At 47.5% G+C, this 21983-nt stretch carries 20 protein-coding genes and 1 pseudogene; 16 read left to right on the top strand and 5 right to left on the bottom strand.

What is annotated here, in order from left to right:
• Nucleotides 1–110 precede the first annotated feature (110 nt).
• The 8 genes from ACI4J0_RS09150 to ACI4J0_RS09115 all read left to right on the top strand — a co-directional run bounded on the left by ACI4J0_RS09150 (nucleotide 111) and on the right by ACI4J0_RS09115 (nucleotide 8452).
• Nucleotides 111–1277 (top strand): hypothetical protein, encoded by a 1167-nt coding sequence (locus ACI4J0_RS09150; protein WP_439765505.1) that lies wholly within the window; start codon nucleotides 111–113, stop codon nucleotides 1275–1277.
• Nucleotides 1274–2242: a tRNA dihydrouridine synthase DusB gene (gene dusB, locus ACI4J0_RS09145; protein WP_439765504.1), complete on the top strand. Its 969-nt coding sequence runs from the start codon at nucleotides 1274–1276 to the stop codon at nucleotides 2240–2242. Before ACI4J0_RS09150 ends, dusB begins: the two co-directional genes overlap by 4 nt.
• The gene (rimI, locus tag ACI4J0_RS09140) at nucleotides 2239–2673 is read left to right on the top strand and encodes a ribosomal protein S18-alanine N-acetyltransferase (RefSeq protein WP_439765503.1); all 435 of its coding nucleotides are present in this window, start codon (nucleotides 2239–2241) and stop codon (nucleotides 2671–2673) included. The genes dusB and rimI overlap by 4 nt, the downstream gene beginning before the upstream one ends.
• Nucleotides 2670–3686, top strand: a complete 1017-nt coding sequence (tsaD, locus tag ACI4J0_RS09135) for a tRNA (adenosine(37)-N6)-threonylcarbamoyltransferase complex transferase subunit TsaD (protein ID WP_439765502.1) — start codon at nucleotides 2670–2672, stop codon at nucleotides 3684–3686. The genes rimI and tsaD overlap by 4 nt, the downstream gene beginning before the upstream one ends.
• Nucleotides 3687–3700: 14 nt before the next feature.
• On the top strand, nucleotides 3701–4504 hold the full coding sequence (locus ACI4J0_RS09130; RefSeq protein ID WP_439765501.1) for a JAB domain-containing protein: 804 nt from the start codon (nucleotides 3701–3703) through the stop codon (nucleotides 4502–4504).
• 26 nt (nucleotides 4505–4530) lie between these two features.
• A complete protein-coding gene (uvrA, locus tag ACI4J0_RS09125; RefSeq protein WP_439765500.1) occupies nucleotides 4531–7362 on the top strand; it encodes an excinuclease ABC subunit UvrA in 2832 nt (943 codons plus the stop codon).
• Nucleotides 7363–7368: 6 nt separating this feature from the next.
• The gene (locus ACI4J0_RS09120) at nucleotides 7369–8037 is read left to right on the top strand and encodes a uracil-DNA glycosylase (protein WP_439765499.1); all 669 of its coding nucleotides are present in this window, start codon (nucleotides 7369–7371) and stop codon (nucleotides 8035–8037) included.
• Between the two features lie 145 nt (nucleotides 8038–8182).
• Entirely contained in the window at nucleotides 8183–8452 is a 270-nt protein-coding gene (locus ACI4J0_RS09115; protein WP_439765555.1) for a barstar family protein, read from the top strand.
• Here the strand turns inward: ACI4J0_RS09115 and ACI4J0_RS09110 are convergent.
• Genes ACI4J0_RS09110 through ACI4J0_RS09095 form a run of 4 tightly spaced genes read right to left on the bottom strand, consistent with a single transcriptional unit; the run spans nucleotide 8409 to nucleotide 13265 of the window.
• Complete coding sequence (locus ACI4J0_RS09110; protein WP_439765498.1) at nucleotides 8409–10289, bottom strand: hypothetical protein; 1881 nt, start codon at nucleotides 10287–10289, stop codon at nucleotides 8409–8411. The two genes, ACI4J0_RS09115 and ACI4J0_RS09110, sit on opposite strands and share 44 nt — an antisense overlap.
• A gap of 12 nt (nucleotides 10290–10301) precedes the next feature.
• On the bottom strand, nucleotides 10302–12362 hold the full coding sequence (locus tag ACI4J0_RS09105) for an efflux RND transporter permease subunit (protein ID WP_439765497.1): 2061 nt from the start codon (nucleotides 12360–12362) through the stop codon (nucleotides 10302–10304).
• Entirely contained in the window at nucleotides 12346–12675 is a 330-nt protein-coding gene (locus ACI4J0_RS09100; protein WP_439765496.1) for a hypothetical protein, read from the bottom strand. The genes ACI4J0_RS09105 and ACI4J0_RS09100 overlap by 17 nt, the downstream gene beginning before the upstream one ends.
• Complete coding sequence (locus ACI4J0_RS09095; RefSeq protein ID WP_439765495.1) at nucleotides 12672–13265, bottom strand: AAA family ATPase; 594 nt, start codon at nucleotides 13263–13265, stop codon at nucleotides 12672–12674. The genes ACI4J0_RS09100 and ACI4J0_RS09095 overlap by 4 nt, the downstream gene beginning before the upstream one ends.
• A gap of 181 nt (nucleotides 13266–13446) precedes the next feature.
• On the opposite strand from ACI4J0_RS09095, the gene ACI4J0_RS09090 reads away from it, so the two are divergent.
• The 8 genes from ACI4J0_RS09090 to epsC all read left to right on the top strand — a co-directional run bounded on the left by ACI4J0_RS09090 (nucleotide 13447) and on the right by epsC (nucleotide 21433).
• Nucleotides 13447–14016 carry a TetR/AcrR family transcriptional regulator C-terminal domain-containing protein gene (locus ACI4J0_RS09090; protein ID WP_439765494.1) on the top strand — a complete coding sequence of 190 codons (570 nt, stop codon included), beginning with the start codon at nucleotides 13447–13449 and terminating at the stop codon, nucleotides 14014–14016.
• 463 nt (nucleotides 14017–14479) lie between these two features.
• Complete coding sequence (locus ACI4J0_RS09085; protein ID WP_439765493.1) at nucleotides 14480–14671, top strand: YezD family protein; 192 nt, start codon at nucleotides 14480–14482, stop codon at nucleotides 14669–14671.
• Nucleotides 14672–14719: 48 nt separating this feature from the next.
• Nucleotides 14720–15613, top strand: coding sequence for a PLP-dependent cysteine synthase family protein (locus tag ACI4J0_RS09080; RefSeq protein ID WP_439765492.1), 894 nt, complete (start codon nucleotides 14720–14722; stop codon nucleotides 15611–15613).
• A gap of 3 nt (nucleotides 15614–15616) precedes the next feature.
• Complete coding sequence (locus ACI4J0_RS09075) at nucleotides 15617–16051, top strand: Mov34/MPN/PAD-1 family protein (RefSeq protein ID WP_439765491.1); 435 nt, start codon at nucleotides 15617–15619, stop codon at nucleotides 16049–16051.
• A 6-nt stretch (nucleotides 16052–16057) separates the two neighbouring features.
• Complete coding sequence (locus ACI4J0_RS09070) at nucleotides 16058–17515, top strand: ubiquitin-like small modifier protein 1 (RefSeq protein ID WP_439765490.1); 1458 nt, start codon at nucleotides 16058–16060, stop codon at nucleotides 17513–17515.
• A 95-nt stretch (nucleotides 17516–17610) separates the two neighbouring features.
• Nucleotides 17611–18552, top strand: a complete 942-nt coding sequence (locus ACI4J0_RS09065) for a family 2A encapsulin nanocompartment shell protein (protein ID WP_439765489.1) — start codon at nucleotides 17611–17613, stop codon at nucleotides 18550–18552.
• A complete protein-coding gene (locus ACI4J0_RS09060; protein ID WP_439765488.1) occupies nucleotides 18539–20380 on the top strand; it encodes a SufS family cysteine desulfurase in 1842 nt (613 codons plus the stop codon). Before ACI4J0_RS09065 ends, ACI4J0_RS09060 begins: the two co-directional genes overlap by 14 nt.
• 96 nt (nucleotides 20381–20476) lie before the next feature.
• Nucleotides 20477–21433 carry a serine O-acetyltransferase EpsC gene (epsC, locus tag ACI4J0_RS09055; RefSeq protein WP_439765487.1) on the top strand — a complete coding sequence of 319 codons (957 nt, stop codon included), beginning with the start codon at nucleotides 20477–20479 and terminating at the stop codon, nucleotides 21431–21433.
• A gap of 281 nt (nucleotides 21434–21714) precedes the next feature.
• On the opposite strand, the pseudogene ACI4J0_RS09050 reads toward epsC, so the two are convergent.
• Nucleotides 21715–21983 (bottom strand): annotated as a pseudogene (locus ACI4J0_RS09050) (ABC transporter ATP-binding protein); the annotation flags it as partial.

Here is a 21983-nt window from a genome sequence, read left to right as displayed (position 1 = left end):
AGACAAAACTGACCGCCCCACACAGACTAACAGCGCGACCTCGCCGCGGGTCGTCACCCGCAAATAGGAGCGTGAGTTCCTGTTTCATCTTTTTATCTAAGGAGAAGCCTATGAAACTTGTATACACATCGGAAAATAAGATATACCGCATTGACGGGGGAAACAAGTCGGAGATACCCTGCGGAAGGATAAACAAATACAAGGAGACCCTTGAGAGCATTCGTCGGCGGACGGAATGGAAAACTACGGGCACGGGCGCTCAGTTTACGGGTGTGGCAAGGGAATATTCCGGGGAGACTGTTGTTTCCGCCAGGATAACGGGTCTTTGCGAAAACAAGGGCGAGCTTATTTACGGCGTGGGGCTGGACGAGTCCTGCTCACTGTATCACAGAAGCTTTGACAGGACGGACGAGAACGAGGGACTTATCCTTTCGGGAAACGACCTTTATTTCGGTGCGTTCGACTGCTTTGAGGGGAAAATGGCGGTGAGTCTGGGATCAAATCCCAATGAGCTGCACATTGCGGTGATGGAGCCGCCTGCTTCCGCTTATGACGAGCTTACCGACGGGGACAGCATTGAAGAATATCCCTACTGGAGCAGATGTCACAGGAACCGCATTTATTTTTCCTCCGCAGGCAATGGCAGGAACGAATACGGTGCTGTGGCGGCGGTTTCGCCCAGATGCGGCGCTTATATCGATGTGGACAGGGGAGAGATGGAGAAATTTCTCTCAGACCCGGGGACCGATTTCCTCAGAATAAAGGACGACAGCTTCGGGAATATTTTCTATATCCGTCAGCCCTACGGCGGCGAGCACGAAAAAGATGGGTTCAAATTTTCGGATATACTGCTGTTTCCCTACAGAGTGCTGAAGGGCTTTTTCGGGTGGCTCAATTTCGTATGCACCAGGTGGGGCGGCGAGTCACTTAAAAGCGGCAGCAACGGTCTGCCCTCATTTACAAAAACGAAACAGCGTTCCGAGAGGGATATCATCATTGAGGGCAATATCATCAAAGCCGAAAAGCTTGCTAAGGAAGAGGACGCAAAGGAGGACAGCGGCTCGGTAATGCCCCTGTCACGCGTGCTTGTGAAAAGAGAGGCTGACGGCAGTGAGACGGTGATAAAAAAGGGCGTTCTGGATTATTCGCTGTGCCCCGACGGGAAAATTATCGTTTCCGACGGGCGAAAGCTCATTCTCCTTGAGGGCGAAAAGGAGACGGTCATTGCAAAGGCAAGGCTTGCTATGAATATTGTTTTGGAGGAATATCCCGGGTGAAAATTGGGAATGTGGAGATAAAGGCGACTGCCGCTCTTGCGCCTATGGCTTCGGTGGCGGACAGGGCTTACAGGCTTGTCTGCAAGGAGCACGGGGCGGCTTATATGGTCTCGGAGATGATATCCGCAAAGGGTCTTTGCTACAGCGACAGAAAGACCGAGGAGCTGTGCACTGTTGACGACAGGGAGCGGCCCTATGCTTTGCAGATATTCGGTGATGAGGCGGAATTCTGCGGCAGGGCAGCAGGTATGCTTATGAAGTACCGTCCCGACATACTTGATATAAATATGGGCTGTCCCGTTCCGAAAATTGCGGGTAACGGCAGCGGCAGCGCGCTTATGAAGGACCCAGACAGGGCTTATGATATTGTAAGAGCGGTGGTTTTGAGCAGCGATGTTCCCGTTACGGTGAAAATTCGGGCAGGCTGGGACGAGAACAGCATAAATGCTCCCGAATTTGCAAGGGCGATGGAGTCAGCCGGGGCGGCGGCGGTGACTGTTCACGGGCGGACGAAAAATCAGATGTATCACGGAAAAGCGGACCGGGGCATCATAAAGGCGGTCAAGGAGGCTGTGAGTATTCCCGTTATCGGAAACGGGGATATCTGCTGCGCCGAGGACGCTGCGAGAATGTACTCCGAGACGGGCTGCGACCTTGTTATGGTTGGCAGGGGAAGCTATGGAAATCCATGGATATTCGAGCAGATAGAAAGCTATCTTGAAAGCGGTATTATTCCTACGCCCCCCAATTTGAATGAGCGGCTTGACACTATGCTCAGGCAGGCGGAGCTGGCGGTTCGGTTCAAGGGGGAGCGGCTGGCTATGGCGGAGGCAAGGCGGCAGTGCGCCTTTTATCTCAAAGGGATCAAGGGTGCGGCAGGCTACAGAGGCAGGTGCGGTCAGCTGTCATGCCTTGATGATGTGAAGGAGCTTATCGCCTGCATTAGAAAGGATATGGGGTTATGATAGTTCGGGCAGATGGAGAATATATCCCACAGATCGCGGAAATTGAAAAAGCGGCTTTCACGGACCCCTGGTCGGAAAAGTCACTTGAGAGTGCGCTTTCCGAGGAAACGAATATTTTTCTTGCGGAGATCTCCGAGGGCAAGGTACGGGGATATATCATCGGCTCCTGCGACGGGTATTCGGGATATATCGAGCGCATTGCGGTAAATGCCGCTCACCGTAAAATGGGCATTGGCACACAGCTGCTTTCTGCATTTGAAAATGCTCTTCCCGAAACGGCTGACAGCATTTCTCTTGAGGTCAGGGCTTCAAATTCTCCTGCGATCGGGCTTTACGGCTCCTTCGGCTTTGAAAGGGCGGGGGTAAGGCGCGGTATGTACTCCTCTCCCAAAGAGGACGGGATAGTTATGATAAAAAAGGTGATAAAATGAGCGTTAAAATTCTTGGTATAGAGTCCTCCTGCGACGAGACGGCGGCTTCGGTCTCCCTTGACGGACGGACTATTCTTTCAAATATCGTGGCTTCTCAGGTGGAGGAGCACAAGAAATTCGGCGGAGTTGTTCCCGAGATCGCTTCGAGACGGCACGCGGAGAATATACTTGCTGTGGTGAGGGCGGCGCTTGATGAGGCAGGCTGCGGACTCAGTGACATTGACGGCATTGCTGTCACATATGCCCCTGGGCTTATCGGCGCGCTTCTGGTGGGCACAAGCTTTGCCAAGGGGCTTGCTATGGCGGCGGGTAAGCCTCTTATCCCCGTTCATCACATTGCGGGGCATATCGCTTCAAATTACATTGCCCATCCCGACCTTGAGCCCCCTTATCTCTGCCTTGTGGCGAGCGGCGGTCATTCGCAGATAACGGAAGTGCTCAGCTACACCAAATTCAGAGTTATCGGCAGGACGAGGGATGACGCTGCGGGGGAGGCATTTGACAAATGCGCGAGAGTGCTGGGATATCCATATCCCGGGGGTGTTCACATTGACAGGGCGGCGAAAAAGGGCGACCCCGACAGATACAAGCTGCCTATCCCCAAGGTAACGGGCAGCGAGTATGATTTTTCCTTCAGCGGACTTAAAACCGCGGTCATAAATCTGGCGCACAACGCTGAGCAGAAGGGGGAGACCCTGGACAGCGACAGTCTGGCGGCAAGCTTTCAGAAAACCGCTGCCGAAATGCTGGTGAGCAAGACGGTGGAGGCGGCGAAGGCTTTCGGTTACAAGACCGTTGCGGTGGCAGGCGGCGTTTCCGCAAATTCGGGCGTGAGAGAGCTTATGCTTCACGAATGCGGCAAGAGGGGAATCAAGGTATATCTGCCCCCTCTTGAGCTGTGCGGCGACAACGGCGCTATGATAGCCTGTCAGGGATATTACGATTTTCTTGACGGAAAAAGGGCGGACGAGAGCCTTAATGCGGTGGCTACTCTCAGCCTTGAGGATATCTGAACGGAGCGGTGAGTATGGATAATGTCTGGCTGGAAAATGCTCTTGACACTTTGCGGGAGGACGAGCTTGACAGGGCTTTGACCGAAAAAAAGGAAGAGATGAAAAATGCTCCCCCTAAAACTGCGGAGGATATGCGGAAGGAGTCCGCTAAGGGTCACAGGGGACGGGTAAAGGAACGGTTCCTTGTATCGGGTCTCGATGGCTTTGCGCCTCACGAGATACTTGAGCTTTTGCTGTTTTACGCTATTCCTCAGAGGGACACAAAGCAGATCGCCAAAGAACTTTTAAAAAAATTCGGCAGCGTGGCGGGAGTGTTCAATGCGGATATTTCGGCGCTTACGGAGGTAAAGGGGATAACAGAGAACGCTGCGGTGCTTTTCAAGCTTATCCCACAGCTCATAAGCGTTTATTATGCCGAGGAGCGCAAAGGCGTTTCCGTAACAACTACGGCTCAGCTTTCCGAGCTTTTCAAGCCCTATTTCGTGGGTTCGGGAACGGAGAAATTTATGCTCGCCTGCTTTGACAGCTCGCTGAGACCTGTTTCGGTGACTGAAATAAGCAGGGGCACATCTGCATATACCTCTGTGGAGCTGAGAAAAATAATGAGTGCGGCAATTGACAGCGGCTGCGCTATGGCTGCGCTGGCGCATAATCACCCGCTGGGCGCTCCTAAGCCCTCCGACGAGGATATTGCGGTGACAAGGCGGATAAATGAGCTGCTGAAAGCGGTGGATATTCGTCTGATGGATCATATTATTGTGGGCGGATCGAAATGCTATTCTATGAGGGACGGCGGAGATCTGGGAATTTTTGATTGATTTGATGATTTGAGAGGAAAATTAAAATGCCTATTGATAAAATCGTTATTAAGGGTGCGAGAGAGCATAATTTAAAGAATGTTGACCTGGAGCTTCCCCGTGACAAGCTTATCGTTATGACGGGACTTTCGGGCTCGGGTAAATCTTCTCTTGCATTCGACACCATTTACGCTGACGGTCAGAGAAGATATGTGGAGAGCCTTTCTTCATATGCGAGAATGTTTCTCGGTCAGATGGACAAGCCCGATGTGGACTCTATCGAGGGACTTTCCCCGGCTATTTCCATTGACCAGAAAACCACCTCAAAAAATCCCCGTTCAACGGTGGGAACAGTCACGGAAATTTATGATTATTTCCGTCTGCTTTATGCAAGAATTGGTATTCCACATTGTCCCGTGTGCGGCAGGGAGATAAAGCAGCAGTCGGTAGATCAGATAATCGACAAGATCTCCGCTCTCCCCGAGGGTACGAAAATTCAGATACTGGCTCCCGTTGTAAAGGGACGCAAGGGTGAGCACGTTAAGGAGCTTGAACAGGCGAAAAAGTCGGGATATGTACGCGTGCGCATTGACGGCATCGTTTACGACCTTTCCGAGGAGATAAAGCTTGAAAAAAACAAGAAGCACACCATTGAGATAGTGGTGGACAGACTTGTGGTGAAGCCCGAAATGGGCACCCGCCTTTCCGACAGCATTGAGACTGCTTCGGGTATTTCGGGGGGCACGGTCATATGCGACATCGTGGGCGGCGAGGAGATGCTCTTTTCACAGAATTACGCCTGCCCCGAGCACGGCGTTTCCATGGAGGAGCTTTCCCCCAGAATGTTCTCATTTAACAATCCCTACGGTGCTTGTCCGAAATGTACGGGATTGGGAGTTTTCCGCAAAATTGACCCGTCTCTTATCATTCCCAACACCGATCTTTCCATTAAAGAGGGCGCGATAAAGGCAAGCGGCTGGGGTACTACGGACGACGGCTCTGTTGCTATGATGTATTTCAAGGGCATTGCTCAGTTTTACGGTCATTCGGTTACAGAGCCGCTTAAAAACTGGAGCGAAGATGCTATTCACGCTTTGCTTTACGGTACAGGCAATGAGAAGCTAAAGCTACATCGTGCCACCGATTACGGCGGAGGTGTTTATTATCAGCCCTTTGAGGGAATTGTGAACAACCTTGAGAGACGGTACAGGGACAGCAATTCCGAATGGAGCAAGGCGGATATCGAGCAGTATATGTCCGAGGAGCTTTGCCCCGAATGTCACGGAAAAAGGCTTAAAAAGGAAATTCTCGGCGTTACCGTGGGCGGAAAGAGCATTGCGGAGGTTACGGAGCTTTCGGTTTTAAACTGCTATGATTTCTTTGATAAATTACAGCTTTCGGAGAGGGAAATGTATATCGGCGAGAGGATAGTCAAGGAGATAAACAGCCGTCTCGGGTTCCTTAAAAGCGTTGGACTTGAATATCTCACCCTTTCCCGTTCGGCAGGCACTCTTTCGGGCGGCGAGTCCCAGAGAATAAGGCTTGCCACACAGATAGGCTCTTCCCTTGTGGGCGTGCTTTATATCCTTGATGAGCCGTCTATCGGACTTCATCAGAGGGATAATGACAAGCTTATCGGCACTCTCAAGCGTCTGAGAGACCTGGGCAACACCCTTATCGTGGTCGAGCACGACGAGGACACTATGAGGGCTGCGGACTATATTGTTGATGTGGGACCCTATGCAGGAGTTCACGGCGGCGAGATAATCTGCACGGGTACCGTTCAGGATATTATGAACTGCCAGCGCTCCATTACAGGCGCATATCTCAGCGGCAGAAGAAAAATTCCCGTTCCCGAGGCGAGAAGAACGGGAAACGGAAAGTTCCTTACAGTGAGGGGCGCCAGAGAGAATAATCTGAAAAGTGTGGACGTTTCAATTCCCCTGGGCACATTTACCTGCGTTACGGGCGTAAGCGGCTCGGGAAAGTCCTCCCTTGTTAATCAGATACTTTACAAATATCTTGCGGCAAAGCTCAACCGTGCAAGGACAAGGGCAGGGGAGTTTGACACCATTGAGGGCGTGGAGGAGCTTGACAAGGTTATTGCTATCGACCAGTCTCCCATCGGCAGAACACCACGTTCAAATCCTGCTACCTACACAGGCGTTTTCAACGATATCAGAGACCTTTTTGCGGAGACCAATGACGCAAAGACAAGGGGTTATACCTCCGGAAGATTTTCCTTTAACGTCAAGGGCGGCCGCTGCGAGTCCTGCGAGGGCGACGGTATCATTAAGATAGAAATGCATTTTCTCCCCGATGTTTACGTTCCCTGCGAGGTCTGCAAGGGCAAGCGCTACAATCGCGAGACCCTTGAGGTGAAATACAAGGGCAAGAGCATTTACGATGTGCTTGAGATGACCGTTGACGAGGGCGTGGAGTTTTTCTCCAATCATCAGAAGATCTACCGCAAGCTCCTTACCTTGCAGGAAGTGGGTCTGGGATATATAAAGATAGGTCAGCCTGCCACCACCCTTTCGGGCGGTGAGGCGCAGAGAGTGAAGCTTGCCACCGAGCTTGCAAGACGTTCTACGGGCAGAACTATCTACATTCTTGACGAGCCTACAACGGGTCTGCACACGGCGGATGTCCACAAGCTCCTTGAGGTGCTGCAGAGGCTTACGGAGTCGGGCAATACGGTGCTTGTTATCGAGCATAATCTTGATGTGATAAAGACGGCGGACTATATTATCGATCTGGGTCCCGAGGGCGGCGACAAGGGCGGCACTCTGGTTGCCTGCGGCACTCCCGAGGATATTGCCGAATGCGAGGAGAGCTACACCGGTAAATATCTGAGACCCATGCTCGGAAAGGAATGATATATATTGGTTAATTTCGGAAACGAATGGGACGAGATAATGGCGGGGGAGTTCGACCTGCCCTATTACAAGGAACTGCGGGAATTTCTCAAGCAGGAATATTTTTCGAGGGAAATCTATCCCGATATGCATAATATTTTTAACGCTATGAAGCACACGTCTTATAACAATGTGAAGGCGGTCATTCTGGGACAGGACCCTTATCACGAGCCGGGACAGGCTCATGGGCTATGCTTTTCGGTTCAGAAGGGCTGCCCCATTCCGCCGTCATTACAGAATATTTACAAGGAGCTGAACTCAGACCTTGGAATACCCCCTGCTCCCCACGGGGAGCTGTACAAGTGGGCTGACAGCGGCGTTCTGATGCTCAACACCGTTCTGACTGTTAGGCGGGGACAGGCAAATTCCCACAAGGGCAAGGGCTGGGAGATCTTTACAGACCATGTTATCGGGAAGCTGAATGAGCGTGAAAAGCCCATTGTTTTCCTGCTGTGGGGCGGCAATGCAAAGGCAAAGAGGTCGCTTATCACAAATCCCAACCATCTTGTACTTACGGCGGCGCATCCCTCGCCTTTATCGGCGTACAACGGATTTTTCGGGTGCAGGCATTTTTCAAAATGCAATGAGTTCCTTGTGTCTCACGGTATTGAGCCTGTGGACTGGAGGATAGAATAGGCTGTATCGCATTCGGAGAATGTGTATTAAAGACGGTGAAGGCTATGGATATTCAAAAATATTTCTTTGCATTTGTTTATGATATGATATCGGTATCGGATCTTGAGAAGTGGCTGTATGAAAATTCCGATATTATTGAAATGACATAACAGACGTATCCGACCCGAAGGAGCTTCAAAGGCGGCTGAGAACGGCTTTTAAATTTCCAAAATGGTATGGCTTGAACTGGGACGCTTTTTATGATATTGCAGACTTATCCGAGATTGAAAGAATAGAGCTTGTGGGATTTGATGACCTGTATCAAGCTTGTACGAACACTGTTTTTTCAACTTTGCAGAAATGCAAATCTGTCAAAAATTACATCCGAAATTTTACATTAACCCGAATAAGCTTAAAAGCTTCTGCCAGAATGTAAGCTCCTGTTCCGGCTCGGTATCGGCTTTGATCGCTTCGGGAATTTTAACGGCTTCGGTTTTAATTACAAACTGCACCGAATCAACTTCCGTATTTTTCTCGGAAACAAAAGATCTCACTTCATAATCATCGTCGGACATTGAATCAAGCATACCGCTCAGATCGTCACCGAAGGTATCATCTATCTTAGCGGTTTCCGAACGCAGCTCGGAAGTGCCGTTGTGCATTTCAGCCGCTCCGTCCATAAGTTCTTTTGCACCCTTCGAAAGTTCCGAACCGCCCTCCGCAAGCTCCTTTGCACCGTCGGAAATTTCCGCAAAGCCGTCAGTCAGCTTTTTAACGCCGTCTGTGTATTCACCAATACCTCTGTCAAGCTTTGCGTATTCCGAAACAAGAGTGTTTATTCCGCTTGAAAGCTCGGACATATTCACAAGCATTTCCGAAAGCGAAGCGGTAAGTCCGGTTATCGCTTTGTCAAATTCCGCATATTTTGCTTTTAACTCCTTTGCGCCCGATTCAAGCTGTGCGGAAGCCTGTGAAACGCTGTTAAGATAGGTTTCCGTTCCGCCCAGAGCCGCATTATTGCCCGTAAGCAGAGTAAGAGTGCTTTCAAGCTGTTCGATCTGTGCTTTCAGCTTTGCGGCTTCCTCGGCATACTGCGGTACCTTTTCTATTTTAGCAAGCTGAGTTTTAAGCTCTGTAATTTGCGCCGTGAGCTGCGAAATTGCCTGCTCGTTTCCTGCTTTCAAGGTGTCTATGTCAAGCCCGTTTGCGCTCATTGCTGCCTTATAGCTTTCGTAATTCAGGCTTTTATTCAGCTGCACAATACCCCCGTAAAGCTCGTCAATACCCGACTTTATCTGTGCCGATGCGGAAGCGAGCCGGTCAAGCTTATCTGAATTTGCCGATACTCCGGTCAGAGAGGTCTGTATTTTTATCAGCGCACTTTTCACCTCGGCAGAGCCGTCCACAAGCTCCGAGGATTTGTTGTTAAGCTCGGAAAGTCCCTCCTGTGCCTCTGCTATTCCGTCACGAAGCTTCTGTATTCCCTCATTTAAATCGGAAACACCGTCATTCAGCTCCACAGTGCCGTCATAAAGCTCCTTTGCACCATCATCAAGCTCTTTTGCCCCGTCCGTAAGGTCGGTTATTTTTTCATCTATTTCCTCATTGTCAATATCAAGATCAAGGCTCATTTTTATGCCGTTAATAGAGCCTTCCGCCATTTCAAAATCCGTTACATCGGCAAAAATAGATCTTTCAAGTCCCTTGTCGGGCAGAACGGTGTAGGTTATCTGCTTTTTGCTGCCCACGTTTGCTACGGTCGCACCATCTGCCGAAATATTGCTGCACAGCTCCGTATCAAGCGTAAAAGAACACTGTAAAGCATAATTTTCATAAAAATCCGTGCTGCATTTTTCATTTTCGGTAATGCTTATTTTTATTTCAAGAGCGCCGCTTTTACCTGCGACATCTTCTGCGGAAAGCTCCTCTCCGTCAAGAAAATATTTTATTGAAATACTCCACGGTATCTCTGTGTTTTTCAGCGTTCCCTGATAATAGACCTTGCCTGGGTCGGAAGATGAAAATGTTATCTCATCGCCGTTTTGCGTGATAGTTCCGTCTATATTCAGCAGCTTAACATCGGTATAATCGCCGTAATCGGTAATATTTCCGCCGTCAAAGCTGTTTACCGCATAAACGCTGTTCACGCTTCCGTCTGCGTCTGCCATTACATATATGACCTCTTCCTTTTCGGCTGCCAATACCGGCATTGCATAAGATGATACAAGGCTGAGTGCAAGTATTCCCGAAATAATTTTAGTAGACTTTTTCATCTGAATATCTCCTTACTTATTTGGTACAAAATTGGATTTTATGGTTGTTCTGCGGATAACTCCGTCAAAAATATACAGAAGTCCCGGCAGAACGAAAAATACAATAATAAGTGAGAATATCGCCCCCACGCCCACAAACATTCCAAGCTGTGCAAGAAGTCCGTGAGTGGAAAGATTTCCGAGGAGAAGTCCCACAACTGTCAGCACGCTGCCCGATGTTAGAATGGAAACGGATACCGTGGAAATTGTTTTCGGCACAGCCTCCTTTTTCGGCATTTCACGGCGGAATTCCATATATCTGTCCGTCATAAGTATCGCATAATCCACCGTTGCGCCAAGCTGAACGGAGCTTATTATCAGATATGCGATGTAGAACACATAGCTGCCCTTGAAGTACGGCAGAGAAAGGTTCAACCATATTGCCGTTTCGATCGCAAGTACAAGTATTACAGGCAGTGATACCGACTTCATTGTAAGCAGCAGAACGATAAATACCGCCGCTATTGCAATAAGATTCACCTTTACCATATCCTTTGTTACCGTGTCCATAAGGTCATAGGTGCTTACGCCCTCGCCTGCAAGATAATATCCGTCCGCATAATATTTTTCGCATATTTCACGGATATTTTCAATAAGTTCAAAGGTGTTTTTGCCCTCGTAATCCGCATCAACGCTTACTACCATTCTGCTGTAATTTTCGGAGCAAAGCATTGAATATGTATCACTGTCAAGATACTGTTCGGGTATTTCTGCTCCTACCGTATCAACATATGAAATTATATCCTTGACCTGCGGCAGAGTGCCAAGTTCGTCGGAAAGTGCCTTTTCTGTCTGACGGCTAACCTTTGGAATGAGTACCACATAGGTATCCTGTTTGCCGAAAACGTCCTCAATTTTCGCCGTATCTGCGCCAAGACGGGTATCCTCGCCGAAAATGTGTGACGAACCGTAGTAAAAATCATTGGCATTTGATGCAAGATACACGGGTGCAATTATTATTACGAAAACAATTGCCATAGGCAGCATAATTTTGCTGACTGCCTTGCCGAATTTATCAAACTTCGGCACGAGGAGACGGTGACGTGTCCTGTCAAGCAGCTTGTAGGTAAGCATTGTCAGACAGGGCATAAAAATGAACACGCATATCAGGCTTATGGCAACACCCTTTGCAAGAGCAAAGCCAAGATCGGGACCTATCTTAAAGCGCATAAGTCCAAGGGCAAGAAAGCCGATAACAGTGGTAAGTCCGCTTGATAAAATTGAGCTTGTGGATTTTGTAAGAGCGTCCGCCATAGCTTCCTTCGGACTTGAAAATTCCTTTCGGCTTTCCTCAAAGCGGTGAAGCAGGAAAACCGAATAATCAAGCGATACCGCAAGCTGGAGTATCATTCCTGCGGCATTTGTTACAAAGCTTATCTCTCCAAAAATTATATTGCTGCCTGCGTTTATCATCAGCGAAACGCCAAGACCTATCATAATTACAACAGGCTCTATCCACGAATTTGTGGTGAGAAGCAGCACGATAATTACGAAAATGACTGCAATTATTGTGATAACGTTTATCTCGCTTACGGTGCTTTCCGTTGCCACCGCAGTTGATACGGCAGAGCCTGTCAGGGCGTTTTCTTCACCGATAATATCCCGTATCTCATTCACCGCAGACAGATTTTTCTCCTCGGAGATAGTTACCGTCAGCAGCGCATTTCCGTCTTTATAGTAGGTTTCGACCGTACCTTTGTCCATAGTTTCAACAGGCTGTGTGATATCGCAGGAATTGTCCAGCCACATAACATCGTCAACGCCGTCCACCGCCGCTATCTTATCCTTGTAATCAAGCGCCTGCGGAATGGTAACATCTTTAAGCATTACTCTTGCATTTGGTATGCCGCCGTCAAATTCTCGCTCCATAACATCAAGTGAAAGCGTGGAATGACTGTCATCGGGGAGATAGTCGTTCATATCGTAATTTACAGGTATAAGCGGCTTGCACAATGTAAAAAACACTGTCAGCAGCACAAATATCACGGTTATGACAACCGGATGGGAAATGACCTTTTCATAAAACCTTTTCATTCTCGTAAATGACCTCCTTTATAACACCCTGCATTAGCAGACTGCTTTTTCCGTTACGCAGGATAATTTCAAGCTTGTCGGGATAGATATAGCCGTCACCCCGAAAATCAAAATTGCTGACAAGGGTTTTCAGCGTTCCGCTCATACTGCATTTCCCGTTTGGTTCGATTTTGGCAAGATAGGGATTTTTCTCTCCCAGTATTTCAATATATCCGCTTTCGGAGCCAAGGGTTTTTTCGGCGTATCTTGTCAATATTCCTTTTTTCACGCCCATCTGAGTGTCGAGCGTAATAGTGTATTTATAGATTTTCATTTCAACATTCCCCTTAATTGTGCAATGATCTCTGCCGTCCGTTCTATCCCGAAAGAAGCACTGTTCAAGCACAGGTCATAGTTGCAGGGCTTCCCCCAACTTTTTCCCGTATAATATTCATAATAGCTTTTACGTTGTTTGTCGGTTCTTGCAATAAGCGCAGCAGCTTCCTTTTCGGTCAGTGCTTTGATATTTGATATGCGTTTTATCCTTGCTTCCAAAGGAGCGGAAATAAAAATACTTAAATGCTGTATATCGGCTTTATCAAGGATATGATCCGCACAGCGTCCCACAATTACACAGTCTGATTTGCCAGCATATTCAAGCACAAGACTGCTCTGTATCCTGAACAATATCTCATTTGCGGACAAGCCTCTGAGATTTTCTGCCCCATTGTAATGAACTGTATAAAGCCAACGGTTTTCCTTTTTCTCGTCAGCCTGTTCAAGAATTTCCGACTTTATTCCGCTTGCAGCTTCAGCCTTTTCTATAAAATCCTTATCATACAGAGGTATTCCCAGCCATCGCGCAAGCTCTGCTCCTATCTCGTGACCTCCGCTGCCGAATTCCCGACCGATCGTATATATCATTTGATGACCGCCTTTCAAATTTGATAAGATAAATATAGCTCATACAAAATAAAATTAAAACGGTTAATTTCGTTATGATGTGTAAAATACGGTCATTTGCCTCGAATTGACGGTCAAATATTAAGTATTGACCATTGATTTTTTTGATGGACAGTTGTATAATAAAATCGGAGGCGTTAATATGAAGCACGAAGTAACAAGTATGTACACAAAAAAGGCTCTGTCCGAATCGCTGAAACGATTTATGCAGACAAAGCCTTTTTCAAAAATAACAGTAAGTGAAATTATTGAAGACTGCGGACTTAACCGCAAGACCTTTTATTATCATTTTGCAGATACGAGAGATCTGCTTAAATGGACGTTTGAGCAGGAAGCAATCGAGGTAGTAAAAAGCTTCGACCTGCTTATTGATTATGAGGACGCTATTTTATTCGTAATGGATTATCTTGAAAAAAATCAGCATATGCTAAACTGCGTTTACGACTCCGTCGGACGTGACGAGCTGAAAATTTTTCTGTATAATGATTTCTTTGAGATCGGCAATATGATAGTTTCAAGTGCGGAAAAAGCGGTTGGGGTGCAGCTGTCCGAGGATTACAAGCGGCTTGTGGTGACCTTTTACACGGAGGGTATTGCAGGAATAATCATAGAGTGGATGAAGGGTGAGATAAAGTTAGATAAGGCTGACACCGTAAAATACATAAGCAGTATTTTCAGAAACGGTCTGCCTGCTATAATAAAAAATGTATAGGTAATACAACAAGCAAATTTTGCGATACGTTCTGACTGTCTGTTGAGTATCCTTATCAGCTTTTTGTCTTTCGGCAGAGCGGAAAGGCTGTCATTGATCTTATTCTGCGGTATATTTATCGCAGTTTTGTTTTGTCATTTATGTTAATTCATAAACAAAATGATCCGATTATATATGCATATCTACAAAAAATATACTAAACCTATTGACAAAGTAGGGTATAAGGTGTATTATATAGTTACAACCAACAAACACAGTAGGTTAATTTACTTAGGAAGGATAATTTTTATGAAAAAGCTGTTTTGCTGTTGTATGTGTAAAGGGCAGATGTAAATCGGTAAAAATTATCCTTAGCCGTTTTGCATTTGCTCTGTTGTGCTGCATATGCGAACAGCTTGAAATATGTTTTTTGAAGCTGTTTCATATTGTTATGAAGCGGCTTTTTTTGATTGGAAGTGACAAAATGTCTGTACAAAACGATGAATTTTCGGAGGCTGTGGAAATAATCCGAAAGGCATTGCAGGATATGGAGTTCGGTTCCATAACCATAATGGTTCAGGACGGACGCATAGTTTCCATAGAAAGCACCGAAAAATTCAAGGTGAAGCTTAATAATAACAAAACTGACCGGAACGCCGGAGGTTTTAAACGTTGATTGGAATTACGTTTAAAGCCTCCTTGTTTTTTTATGAGGAGGGGCAATATGACAATTCTTGATCTCATCGGAAATACGCCCCTGCTGAGCCTTGATATTGACGGTCTGAAAAGGGGAGTAAAGCTCTTTGCCAAAGCGGAATTTATGAACGTTGGCGGCTCGGTAAAGGACAGGGCGGCAAAGGCAATGCTTCTGAAAGGTATTGCAGACGGCAGGCTTACAAAGGACAAGACCGTTATCGACGCAACAAGCGGAAACACGGGTATTTCCTATGCAATGATATGCTCGGCTATTGGATATAAGGTGCGGCTCTGTATTCCCGCAAACGTATCTCCCGAACGCAAGTGCTTTATGAAAGCCTACGGTGCGGATATTATTGAAACTTCGCCCCTTGAAGGTATAGACGGTGCATATAACGAGGTGCAGCGAATTATTTCGGAAGCTCCCGATAAATATTTCTATCCCGACCAGTACAGCAACAATGAAAACTGGCTTGCACATTATAACGGTACGGGAAAAGAAATTCTGTCACAGACAGGCGGAAGCATAACTCACTTTGTATCGGGAACGGGCACGGCAGGAACGTTCACAGGCTGCGTAAAACGGCTGAAGGAATACAACAGCGGGATAAAAGCTGTAATGATGCGTCCCGATTCTCCATTTCACGGCATTGAGGGGATAAAGCACCCGTCGGCTCACGTCAGATCAAGCTTTTTTGACGAATGCCTTGCCGATGAGACCATTGAAATATCCACCGAGGAAGCCTATGAAATGACAAAGCTGCTTGCGCGGAAGCACGGACTTTTCGTTGGTATAAGCTCGGGTGCGAATGTCCTTGCGGCTCTGAAAACGGCTGAAAATGCACCGCACGGCTCGGTGATAGTCACCATTCTCTGTGACGGCGGAGGGCGGTATCTTTCCAATCCGCTGTGGGAGGTGTAGGGCTTGATATATCTTTCAAAGGATGTTATTCAGCATATGCTGACAGACGGAGCGGAACGTTATCCCGAGGAATGCTGCGGCATAATTTTCGGGAAACTAAACGAAAGCGGCGAAAAAACTGCGGAATATGCCGAGTCTGCCGAGAACGGATATGACCAAGCGGAAAAGCGGCGGCGTTTTGAGATAACTCCCGAAATTATGCTTAAAGCGGAGCTGACCGCACGAAAGAAAAAGCTTGACATTATAGGCTTTTATCATTCCCACCCCGACTGCGAAGCATTCCCCTCGGAATTTGACCGCACCCACGCACTGCCCGTTTATTCATACATAATAATGTCCGTGGTAAAGGGAAAAGCGGTAAAGACAAAAAGCTTTGTGCTTTCTGCGGAGGATATGCAGTTCTCGGAAGAAAAAATAATCATATGCAATAAGGAGTAAATTTTTATGGCGATAACCGTACTTATACCGACCACACTTCGCTCATTCACAAATCACCGCTCAGAATTGGAGCTGGAGGGCAGCACCGCAGGAGAGGTCATTCGTTCCCTTGCGGACGAATATCCTGAAACGAAAAAGGCTTTATTTGATGAAAACGGCGGTCTTCGTCCGTTCATAAATGTGTTCGTGAACGGGGAAAATATAAAGGTCTTGCAGGGGAATGACACTCCCGTAAAAACCGGTGACGAGATAATGCTTATTCCTGCCATCGCAGGCGGAGCACCCATAGAAAGCATTCTCGGCGATACAAAGGGCGAAAAGCTTACAAACGAGGAAATTCTTCGGTACAGCCGTCATCTGCTTTTGCAGGAGGTGGGCATAAAGGGTCAGAAAAAGCTGAAAGCCGCAAAGGTCCTCATTGTGGGAATAGGCGGTCTGGGAGCACCCCTTGCACAGTATCTTGCGGCGGCAGGTGTTGGAAAGCTTGGACTTATCGACTTTGACGAGGTTGATGAGACCAATCTCCAGCGGCAGGTCATTCACGGCACCCGTGACATCGGCAGACCCAAGGTAGCCTCCGCAAAGGACAGCATAAAGCAGATAAATCCTCTTGTAAAGGTGGAGACCTACAACTATATGCTTACAGCGGAAAATGCTCTTGACATCATTTCCGAATATGATGTTGTGGCGGACGCTTCGGACAATTATCAGTGCCGATATCTTGTGAATGACGCCTGCGTAATGCTGGGCAAGCCCGATGTATTCGGAGCGATGTATCAGTTTGAGGGACAGGCTTCGGTGTATTATGCAAAGGAAGGTCCCTGCTACAGATGTATGTATCCTTCGCCCCCTCCTGCGGGACTTGTGCCATCCTGCGCGACAGGCGGTGTTATGGGAGCGCTTCCGGGAATTATCGGCACCATTCAGGCAAACGAGGTCATCAAGCTCATAGTGGGCGGTGGAGAAACGCTTGTGGGACGGCTTCTTAATTTTGACGCATGGAAAATGAGATTTCGTGAGCTTAAAATACATAAAGACCCGAACTGCCCCATCTGCGGCGAGCACCCCACCATCACAAAGCTTGAGGAATATGATTATGCCGATTTCTGCGGCATAAAAAAGCAGGAAGAGGAGGAAGCCCCTGTTGAAGCTATCGAGGCAAAGGAGCTTAAACGCCGTCTTGACGAGGGCGAAAAAATAACTATTATCGACGTAAGAGAACCCCACGAGCGTGCGATAACCAAATTCCTTGATGCAAAGGTAATTCCCATAGGTCAGCTTGAACGCAGGCAGAATGAGCTTGACCCAACCGTTGATACGGTGTTTGTCTGCAAGGAGGGCAAGAGAAGCATACTTGCGGTAAATACTCTCAGAGAAGCAGGCTACAAGGGCAGAATGTTCAATCTCAAAGACGGCATTAACGCATGGGCAAGAGAGGTTGACCCCACAATGCCCCAATACTAAGATATTGATCCTTATTGCGGCAAGCCGATATGGGCGAAAAAAGTTTCGCCGCCGCAGTTCGATTGATATAAATATTATTTTTGGAGGAAACTATCATGGCAGAAGAAAAGATCAATGCACTTGGCGCAAAGGCGGCGTATAATTTAGCGGACGTCACCAAAACCAAACCACAGTACGGAGCACTCACACCCAAGTGGATAACCAAGCTCCTTGAATTCAAAGGACTTGAATCGGGCATTTACCGTGTAAACAGAGTCAAGGAGGGCGAAACTCCCCTTGATGTGCTGTGCAGTGCCACAAAGAAGTCGGATATCGTTCCCCAGGGCTATGTTGAATACGAGGAACAGCCCAGAGAATACCGTCTCAACTCCATTTCCACTATCATCAACATAAACACACAGATCGAGGACGTTTACAGCTCACCCTACGATCAGGCAAAGGAGCAGCTTAATCTTGCTATCGAGAGTCTGAGAGAGCGTCAGGAGAGCCAGCTTATCAACAATGATGATTACGGTCTGCTGAAAAACGTTCCCGATTCCCAGCGTATCCAGACAAGAAACGGCGCACCCACTCCCGATGACCTTGACGAGCTTATCACAAAGGTATGGAAGGAACCTTCCTTCTTCCTTGCTCATCCCAGAGCAATTGCCGCATTCGAGAGAGAATGCACCAAGAGGGGAGTGCCTCCCGTGACCGCAAATATTGCAGGCGGAAACTTTATCCTCTGGAGAGGAATCCCCATTATCCCCACCGACAAGCTGCTGGTGGACGGTCTTAAAAATCCCAAGAGCAAGAGCGGCAAGACCAACATTCTCCTTATCCGCACAGGCGAGGCAAAAAGAGGAGTTATCGGTCTGTATCAGGCAAATCTCAAGAACGAACAGTCCAGAGGTCTTTCGGTAAGATACAGAGGAATTGACGATAAGGGCGTAGCTTCCTACCTGCTTAGCCTTTACTGCTCGGCGGCTATCCTTTCGGACGACGCTATTGCAGTTTTGGAGGACGTTGAAGTAGGTGAATACTATGACTACGATTGATCGTTATCCTTTGGATAACAAATTACCTTCGGAAGGTGAGCTTGAAGCACTGGCGAATGGGCTTTTTCCCGAATATAACACCGCCGAATGTGCGGACGGCATTGAAAAGCTTGTGGCACAGGGCGATACATCTGTCATTGACAGGGCGGCACAGAAATCGGAAAGCTTTTTCAAACGTGAAGCCTTTCCCTTTCAGAGCGAAATAAACCGTCTTGACGGCTATGCAAGGGCTGCGGAAGAAGTCCTCGGCGAAGTATCGAACGTAAATGCAGATGAATTTTATCCCGAAACCTCGCCCCTTGACGGATTTGCTCCCGTGGGAAATGCTTCATATACCCTGCCCTTTACGGATATAACCTCTGCTGCGCAGGTTTCGGAAAATGAGCTTTACAAGCCTAAGTATTCCCTTGATGAAAATGACCTTGATACTGTGATTTCCGAGCTGGACGGCTTTGGGATATATCGTGAGGAAAAAGCGCCCGTTCAGCCTAAAGCATCGGGATATTCTCCCGTTGTGGTATCGCAGGCGCAGTCGGCAGAAACTCCCACTCCAAAAGCAAAGGCGAATAATTCGGAAAGCGGAAATTTCAGGCAGAGCAACAATAATTCCATTATCATCGGCACAAAAACGCTGGAGCAGATTCGCCGTGATTTCCCCATTCTTGGCGAAAAGATAAACGGTCACGACCTTGTATGGCTTGATAACGGCGCAACTACACAGCGCCCGCAGCAGGTCATAGACCGCCTTACCGAGTACTACACCCACGAAAATTCTAACGTTCACAGGGGCGCACACACACTTGCCGCACGTTCCACAGACGCATACGAGGGCGCAAGGCAAACTGTCTCCGATTTCATCGGAGCCTCTGACAAGAACAATATCGTGTTCGTCAGAGGTACCACCGAGGGAATAAACCTCGTTGCAAACGCATATGTGAAGCAGTATCTTCACGAGGGCGATGAGATAATAGTTACTCTCCTTGAACATCACGCAAACATCGTTCCCTGGCAGCTTATCGCACAGGAAACGGGAGCGGTCATTAAAGTTGCGCCCGTTGACAAGTCGGGACAGATAATTCTCTCCGAATATGAAAAGCTGTTTACAAAGCGGACGAAATTCGTTTCGGCGACACACGTTTCAAACGTTCTGGGAACAATTACTCCCGTTGCAGAGCTTATTTCCATTGCCCACGCCCACGGTGTAAGGATACTCATTGATGGAGCGCAGTCGGTGGCTCATATCCCCGTAAATGTGACCGCTCTTGACGCAGATTTCTTCGTATTCTCGGGACATAAAATTTTTGCTCCCACGGGAATAGGCGTTGTCTACGGTAAAAAGGATCTGCTTGAAGCCGCAAGACCATATCAGGGCGGCGGAAATATGATAGCGGACGTTACCTTTGAGCGCACCATATACAATCCCGCTCCCAACAAATTTGAAGCAGGCACAGCAAGCATTGCTGACGCTGTAGGACTCGGTGCGGCTCTTGAATATCTTAACTCAATAGGTATGCCCGAGATAAGCCGCTATGAGCATGAGCTTGTTTCCTACGGTATGAAGGAGCTTGCCAAGATAAAGGGGCTGCACCTTATCGGCACGGCTTCTCAGAAGTCAAGCGCACTGTCCTTTATCCTTGACGGCTACAACAACGAAACGGTAGGACAGCACCTTGATAAATACGGCATCGCAGTAAGAACGGGACATCACTGCGCACAGCCTATCCTGCGTTCCTACGGGCTTGAGGGAGTAGTCCGCCCCACTCTCGCGCTGTACAATTCTCCCGAGGATATCGACAGGCTGGTTAGGGCGATCCGCTCGCTTACATAACAAAATTCTTCAAACTCCTTAAAGATATATTCCAAAGCGGACGGCAGGATAAAAGCGTTCTGCCGTCCGTAAATGTTATAAACGGAGGCACATATTATGCATAAGCTTGAATCTGAGGTCAACAAACTTATCGGCGACATTCTCTCCGATTATGAATCGGGCAGGGATATTGATAATATCCAAACCTTTGACCACCCCAAAAAGGAAGTTATCATTGAGATAGTGGAGAAGCTGAGGAATATCATATTTCCCGGATTTTTCAAAAACGGCACATACCGCATTTATACGGTTAGAAATAATATGACAATGCTGCTTGAGGACGTGCTTTATAATCTTATCAGGCAGATAACAATAGTGCTGCCCTATAATCCCGAATATGTAAATTCGGACGAGGTGGATATTGCCGATGAAGCGGAGCGGCTTGCTCTGAAATTTCTCGGAACCATACCCAAGATCCGTGAATATGTTGATACCGACGTTCAGGCGGCATTTGACGGAGATCCAGCCGCATTCAACAAGGACGAGATAATCTTTTCATATCCGGGACTATTCGCCGTTATGGTAAACAGGATAGCTCATGAGCTTTATCTGCTGAATATTCCCCTTATCCCGAGAATTATGACCGAATATGCTCACAGCGTTACGGGAATTGACATTCACCCCGGTGCGCAGATAGGCAAATATTTCTTCATTGACCACGGTACGGGTATTGTTATTGGTGAAACTACCGTTATCGGGGATAATGTAAAGATATATCAGGGAGTAACTCTCGGTGCGCTGTCCACAAGGGGCGGACAGAAGCTGAAAAACAAGAAGCGTCACCCCACCATTGATGATAATGTCACTATATATTCGGGGGCATCTATTCTCGGCGGCGAAACTGTTGTGGGCAAGAATGTTGTTGTAGGCGGCAATGCCTTCATCACCAAATCTATCCCCGAGGGGGCAAGGGTAAGCATAAAAAATCAGGAGCTTAGATATAATTACGATGCAGCGCACCCTGTGCAGCGTGCAGAGCTTGAGATGGACGAAAGCTGGTTTTATGTGATATGATATGTCTTGCTTTATCGGCTGTTATGCCTGTGCAGTTGGTGCTTTGTTTGCTTTGATCGTAAATCTGATCGCATTACGGAAGATCAAGCACCTGAATCTTACAAATGTAAGCGGCAATTAAGGGATCGCTGAAAAAAATCGTTTCTGCCGCCTTATGAAAATTATAAAGATTATTTATGGAAAGCGGTTGTGATCATATGATCATGACCGCTTTTTTGAGTGATTATTTTAGTTTCTTTCTTGAAAAAAAGGTTTTGCTGTGCTATAATGTAGAAAAAACATTACCAAACAAGTTCATTTGCCGCAGCGGGATATTTGTTTATAGTCACTTCGGAAACAACGCCGTCCTGAATATGGATGACCCGGTTGGCCATTCGTGCGATCTCTTCGTTATGTGTTACCATAATTAGTGTTGTTCCGTTCTGCACTGCCTTCTGGAGCAGTCCGAGAACATCTATGCTTGTTGAATAATCAAGAGCAGCTGTCGGTTCATCAGCAAGAATGAGCCTTGGCTTTTTCGACAAAGCGCAGGCTATGGTCACACGCTGCT

Origin of the sequence: Huintestinicola sp. (assembly GCF_051882455.1) — a bacterium.
In the GTDB taxonomy this organism is placed as follows: Bacteria; Bacillota; Clostridia; order Oscillospirales; family Ruminococcaceae; genus Huintestinicola.
The sequence above is the reverse complement of the archived record's forward strand: the minus strand, read 5'-3'. Positions and strand labels throughout refer to the sequence as shown.

Bases quoted from the DNA above. Each gene is read 5' to 3' on its own strand.
- ACI4J0_RS09150 (WP_439765505.1), top strand. From the start codon at position 111: ATGAAACTTGTATACACATCGGAAAATAAGATATACCGCATTGACGGG.
- rimI (WP_439765503.1), top strand. From the start codon at position 2,239: ATGATAGTTCGGGCAGATGGAGAATATATCCCACAGATCGCGGAAATT.
- tsaD (WP_439765502.1), top strand. From the start codon at position 2,670: ATGAGCGTTAAAATTCTTGGTATAGAGTCCTCCTGCGACGAGACGGCG.
- ACI4J0_RS09130 (WP_439765501.1), top strand. From the start codon at position 3,701: ATGGATAATGTCTGGCTGGAAAATGCTCTTGACACTTTGCGGGAGGAC.
- uvrA (WP_439765500.1), top strand. From the start codon at position 4,531: ATGCCTATTGATAAAATCGTTATTAAGGGTGCGAGAGAGCATAATTTA.
- ACI4J0_RS09110 (WP_439765498.1), bottom strand. From the start codon at position 10,289: ATGAAAAAGTCTACTAAAATTATTTCGGGAATACTTGCACTCAGCCTT.
- ACI4J0_RS09105 (WP_439765497.1), bottom strand. From the start codon at position 12,362: ATGAAAAGGTTTTATGAAAAGGTCATTTCCCATCCGGTTGTCATAACC.
- ACI4J0_RS09100 (WP_439765496.1), bottom strand. From the start codon at position 12,675: ATGAAAATCTATAAATACACTATTACGCTCGACACTCAGATGGGCGTG.
- ACI4J0_RS09095 (WP_439765495.1), bottom strand. From the start codon at position 13,265: ATGATATATACGATCGGTCGGGAATTCGGCAGCGGAGGTCACGAGATA.
- ACI4J0_RS09090 (WP_439765494.1), top strand. From the start codon at position 13,447: ATGAAGCACGAAGTAACAAGTATGTACACAAAAAAGGCTCTGTCCGAA.
- ACI4J0_RS09085 (WP_439765493.1), top strand. From the start codon at position 14,480: ATGTCTGTACAAAACGATGAATTTTCGGAGGCTGTGGAAATAATCCGA.
- ACI4J0_RS09080 (WP_439765492.1), top strand. From the start codon at position 14,720: ATGACAATTCTTGATCTCATCGGAAATACGCCCCTGCTGAGCCTTGAT.
- ACI4J0_RS09070 (WP_439765490.1), top strand. From the start codon at position 16,058: ATGGCGATAACCGTACTTATACCGACCACACTTCGCTCATTCACAAAT.
- ACI4J0_RS09065 (WP_439765489.1), top strand. From the start codon at position 17,611: ATGGCAGAAGAAAAGATCAATGCACTTGGCGCAAAGGCGGCGTATAAT.
- ACI4J0_RS09060 (WP_439765488.1), top strand. From the start codon at position 18,539: ATGACTACGATTGATCGTTATCCTTTGGATAACAAATTACCTTCGGAA.
- epsC (WP_439765487.1), top strand. From the start codon at position 20,477: ATGCATAAGCTTGAATCTGAGGTCAACAAACTTATCGGCGACATTCTC.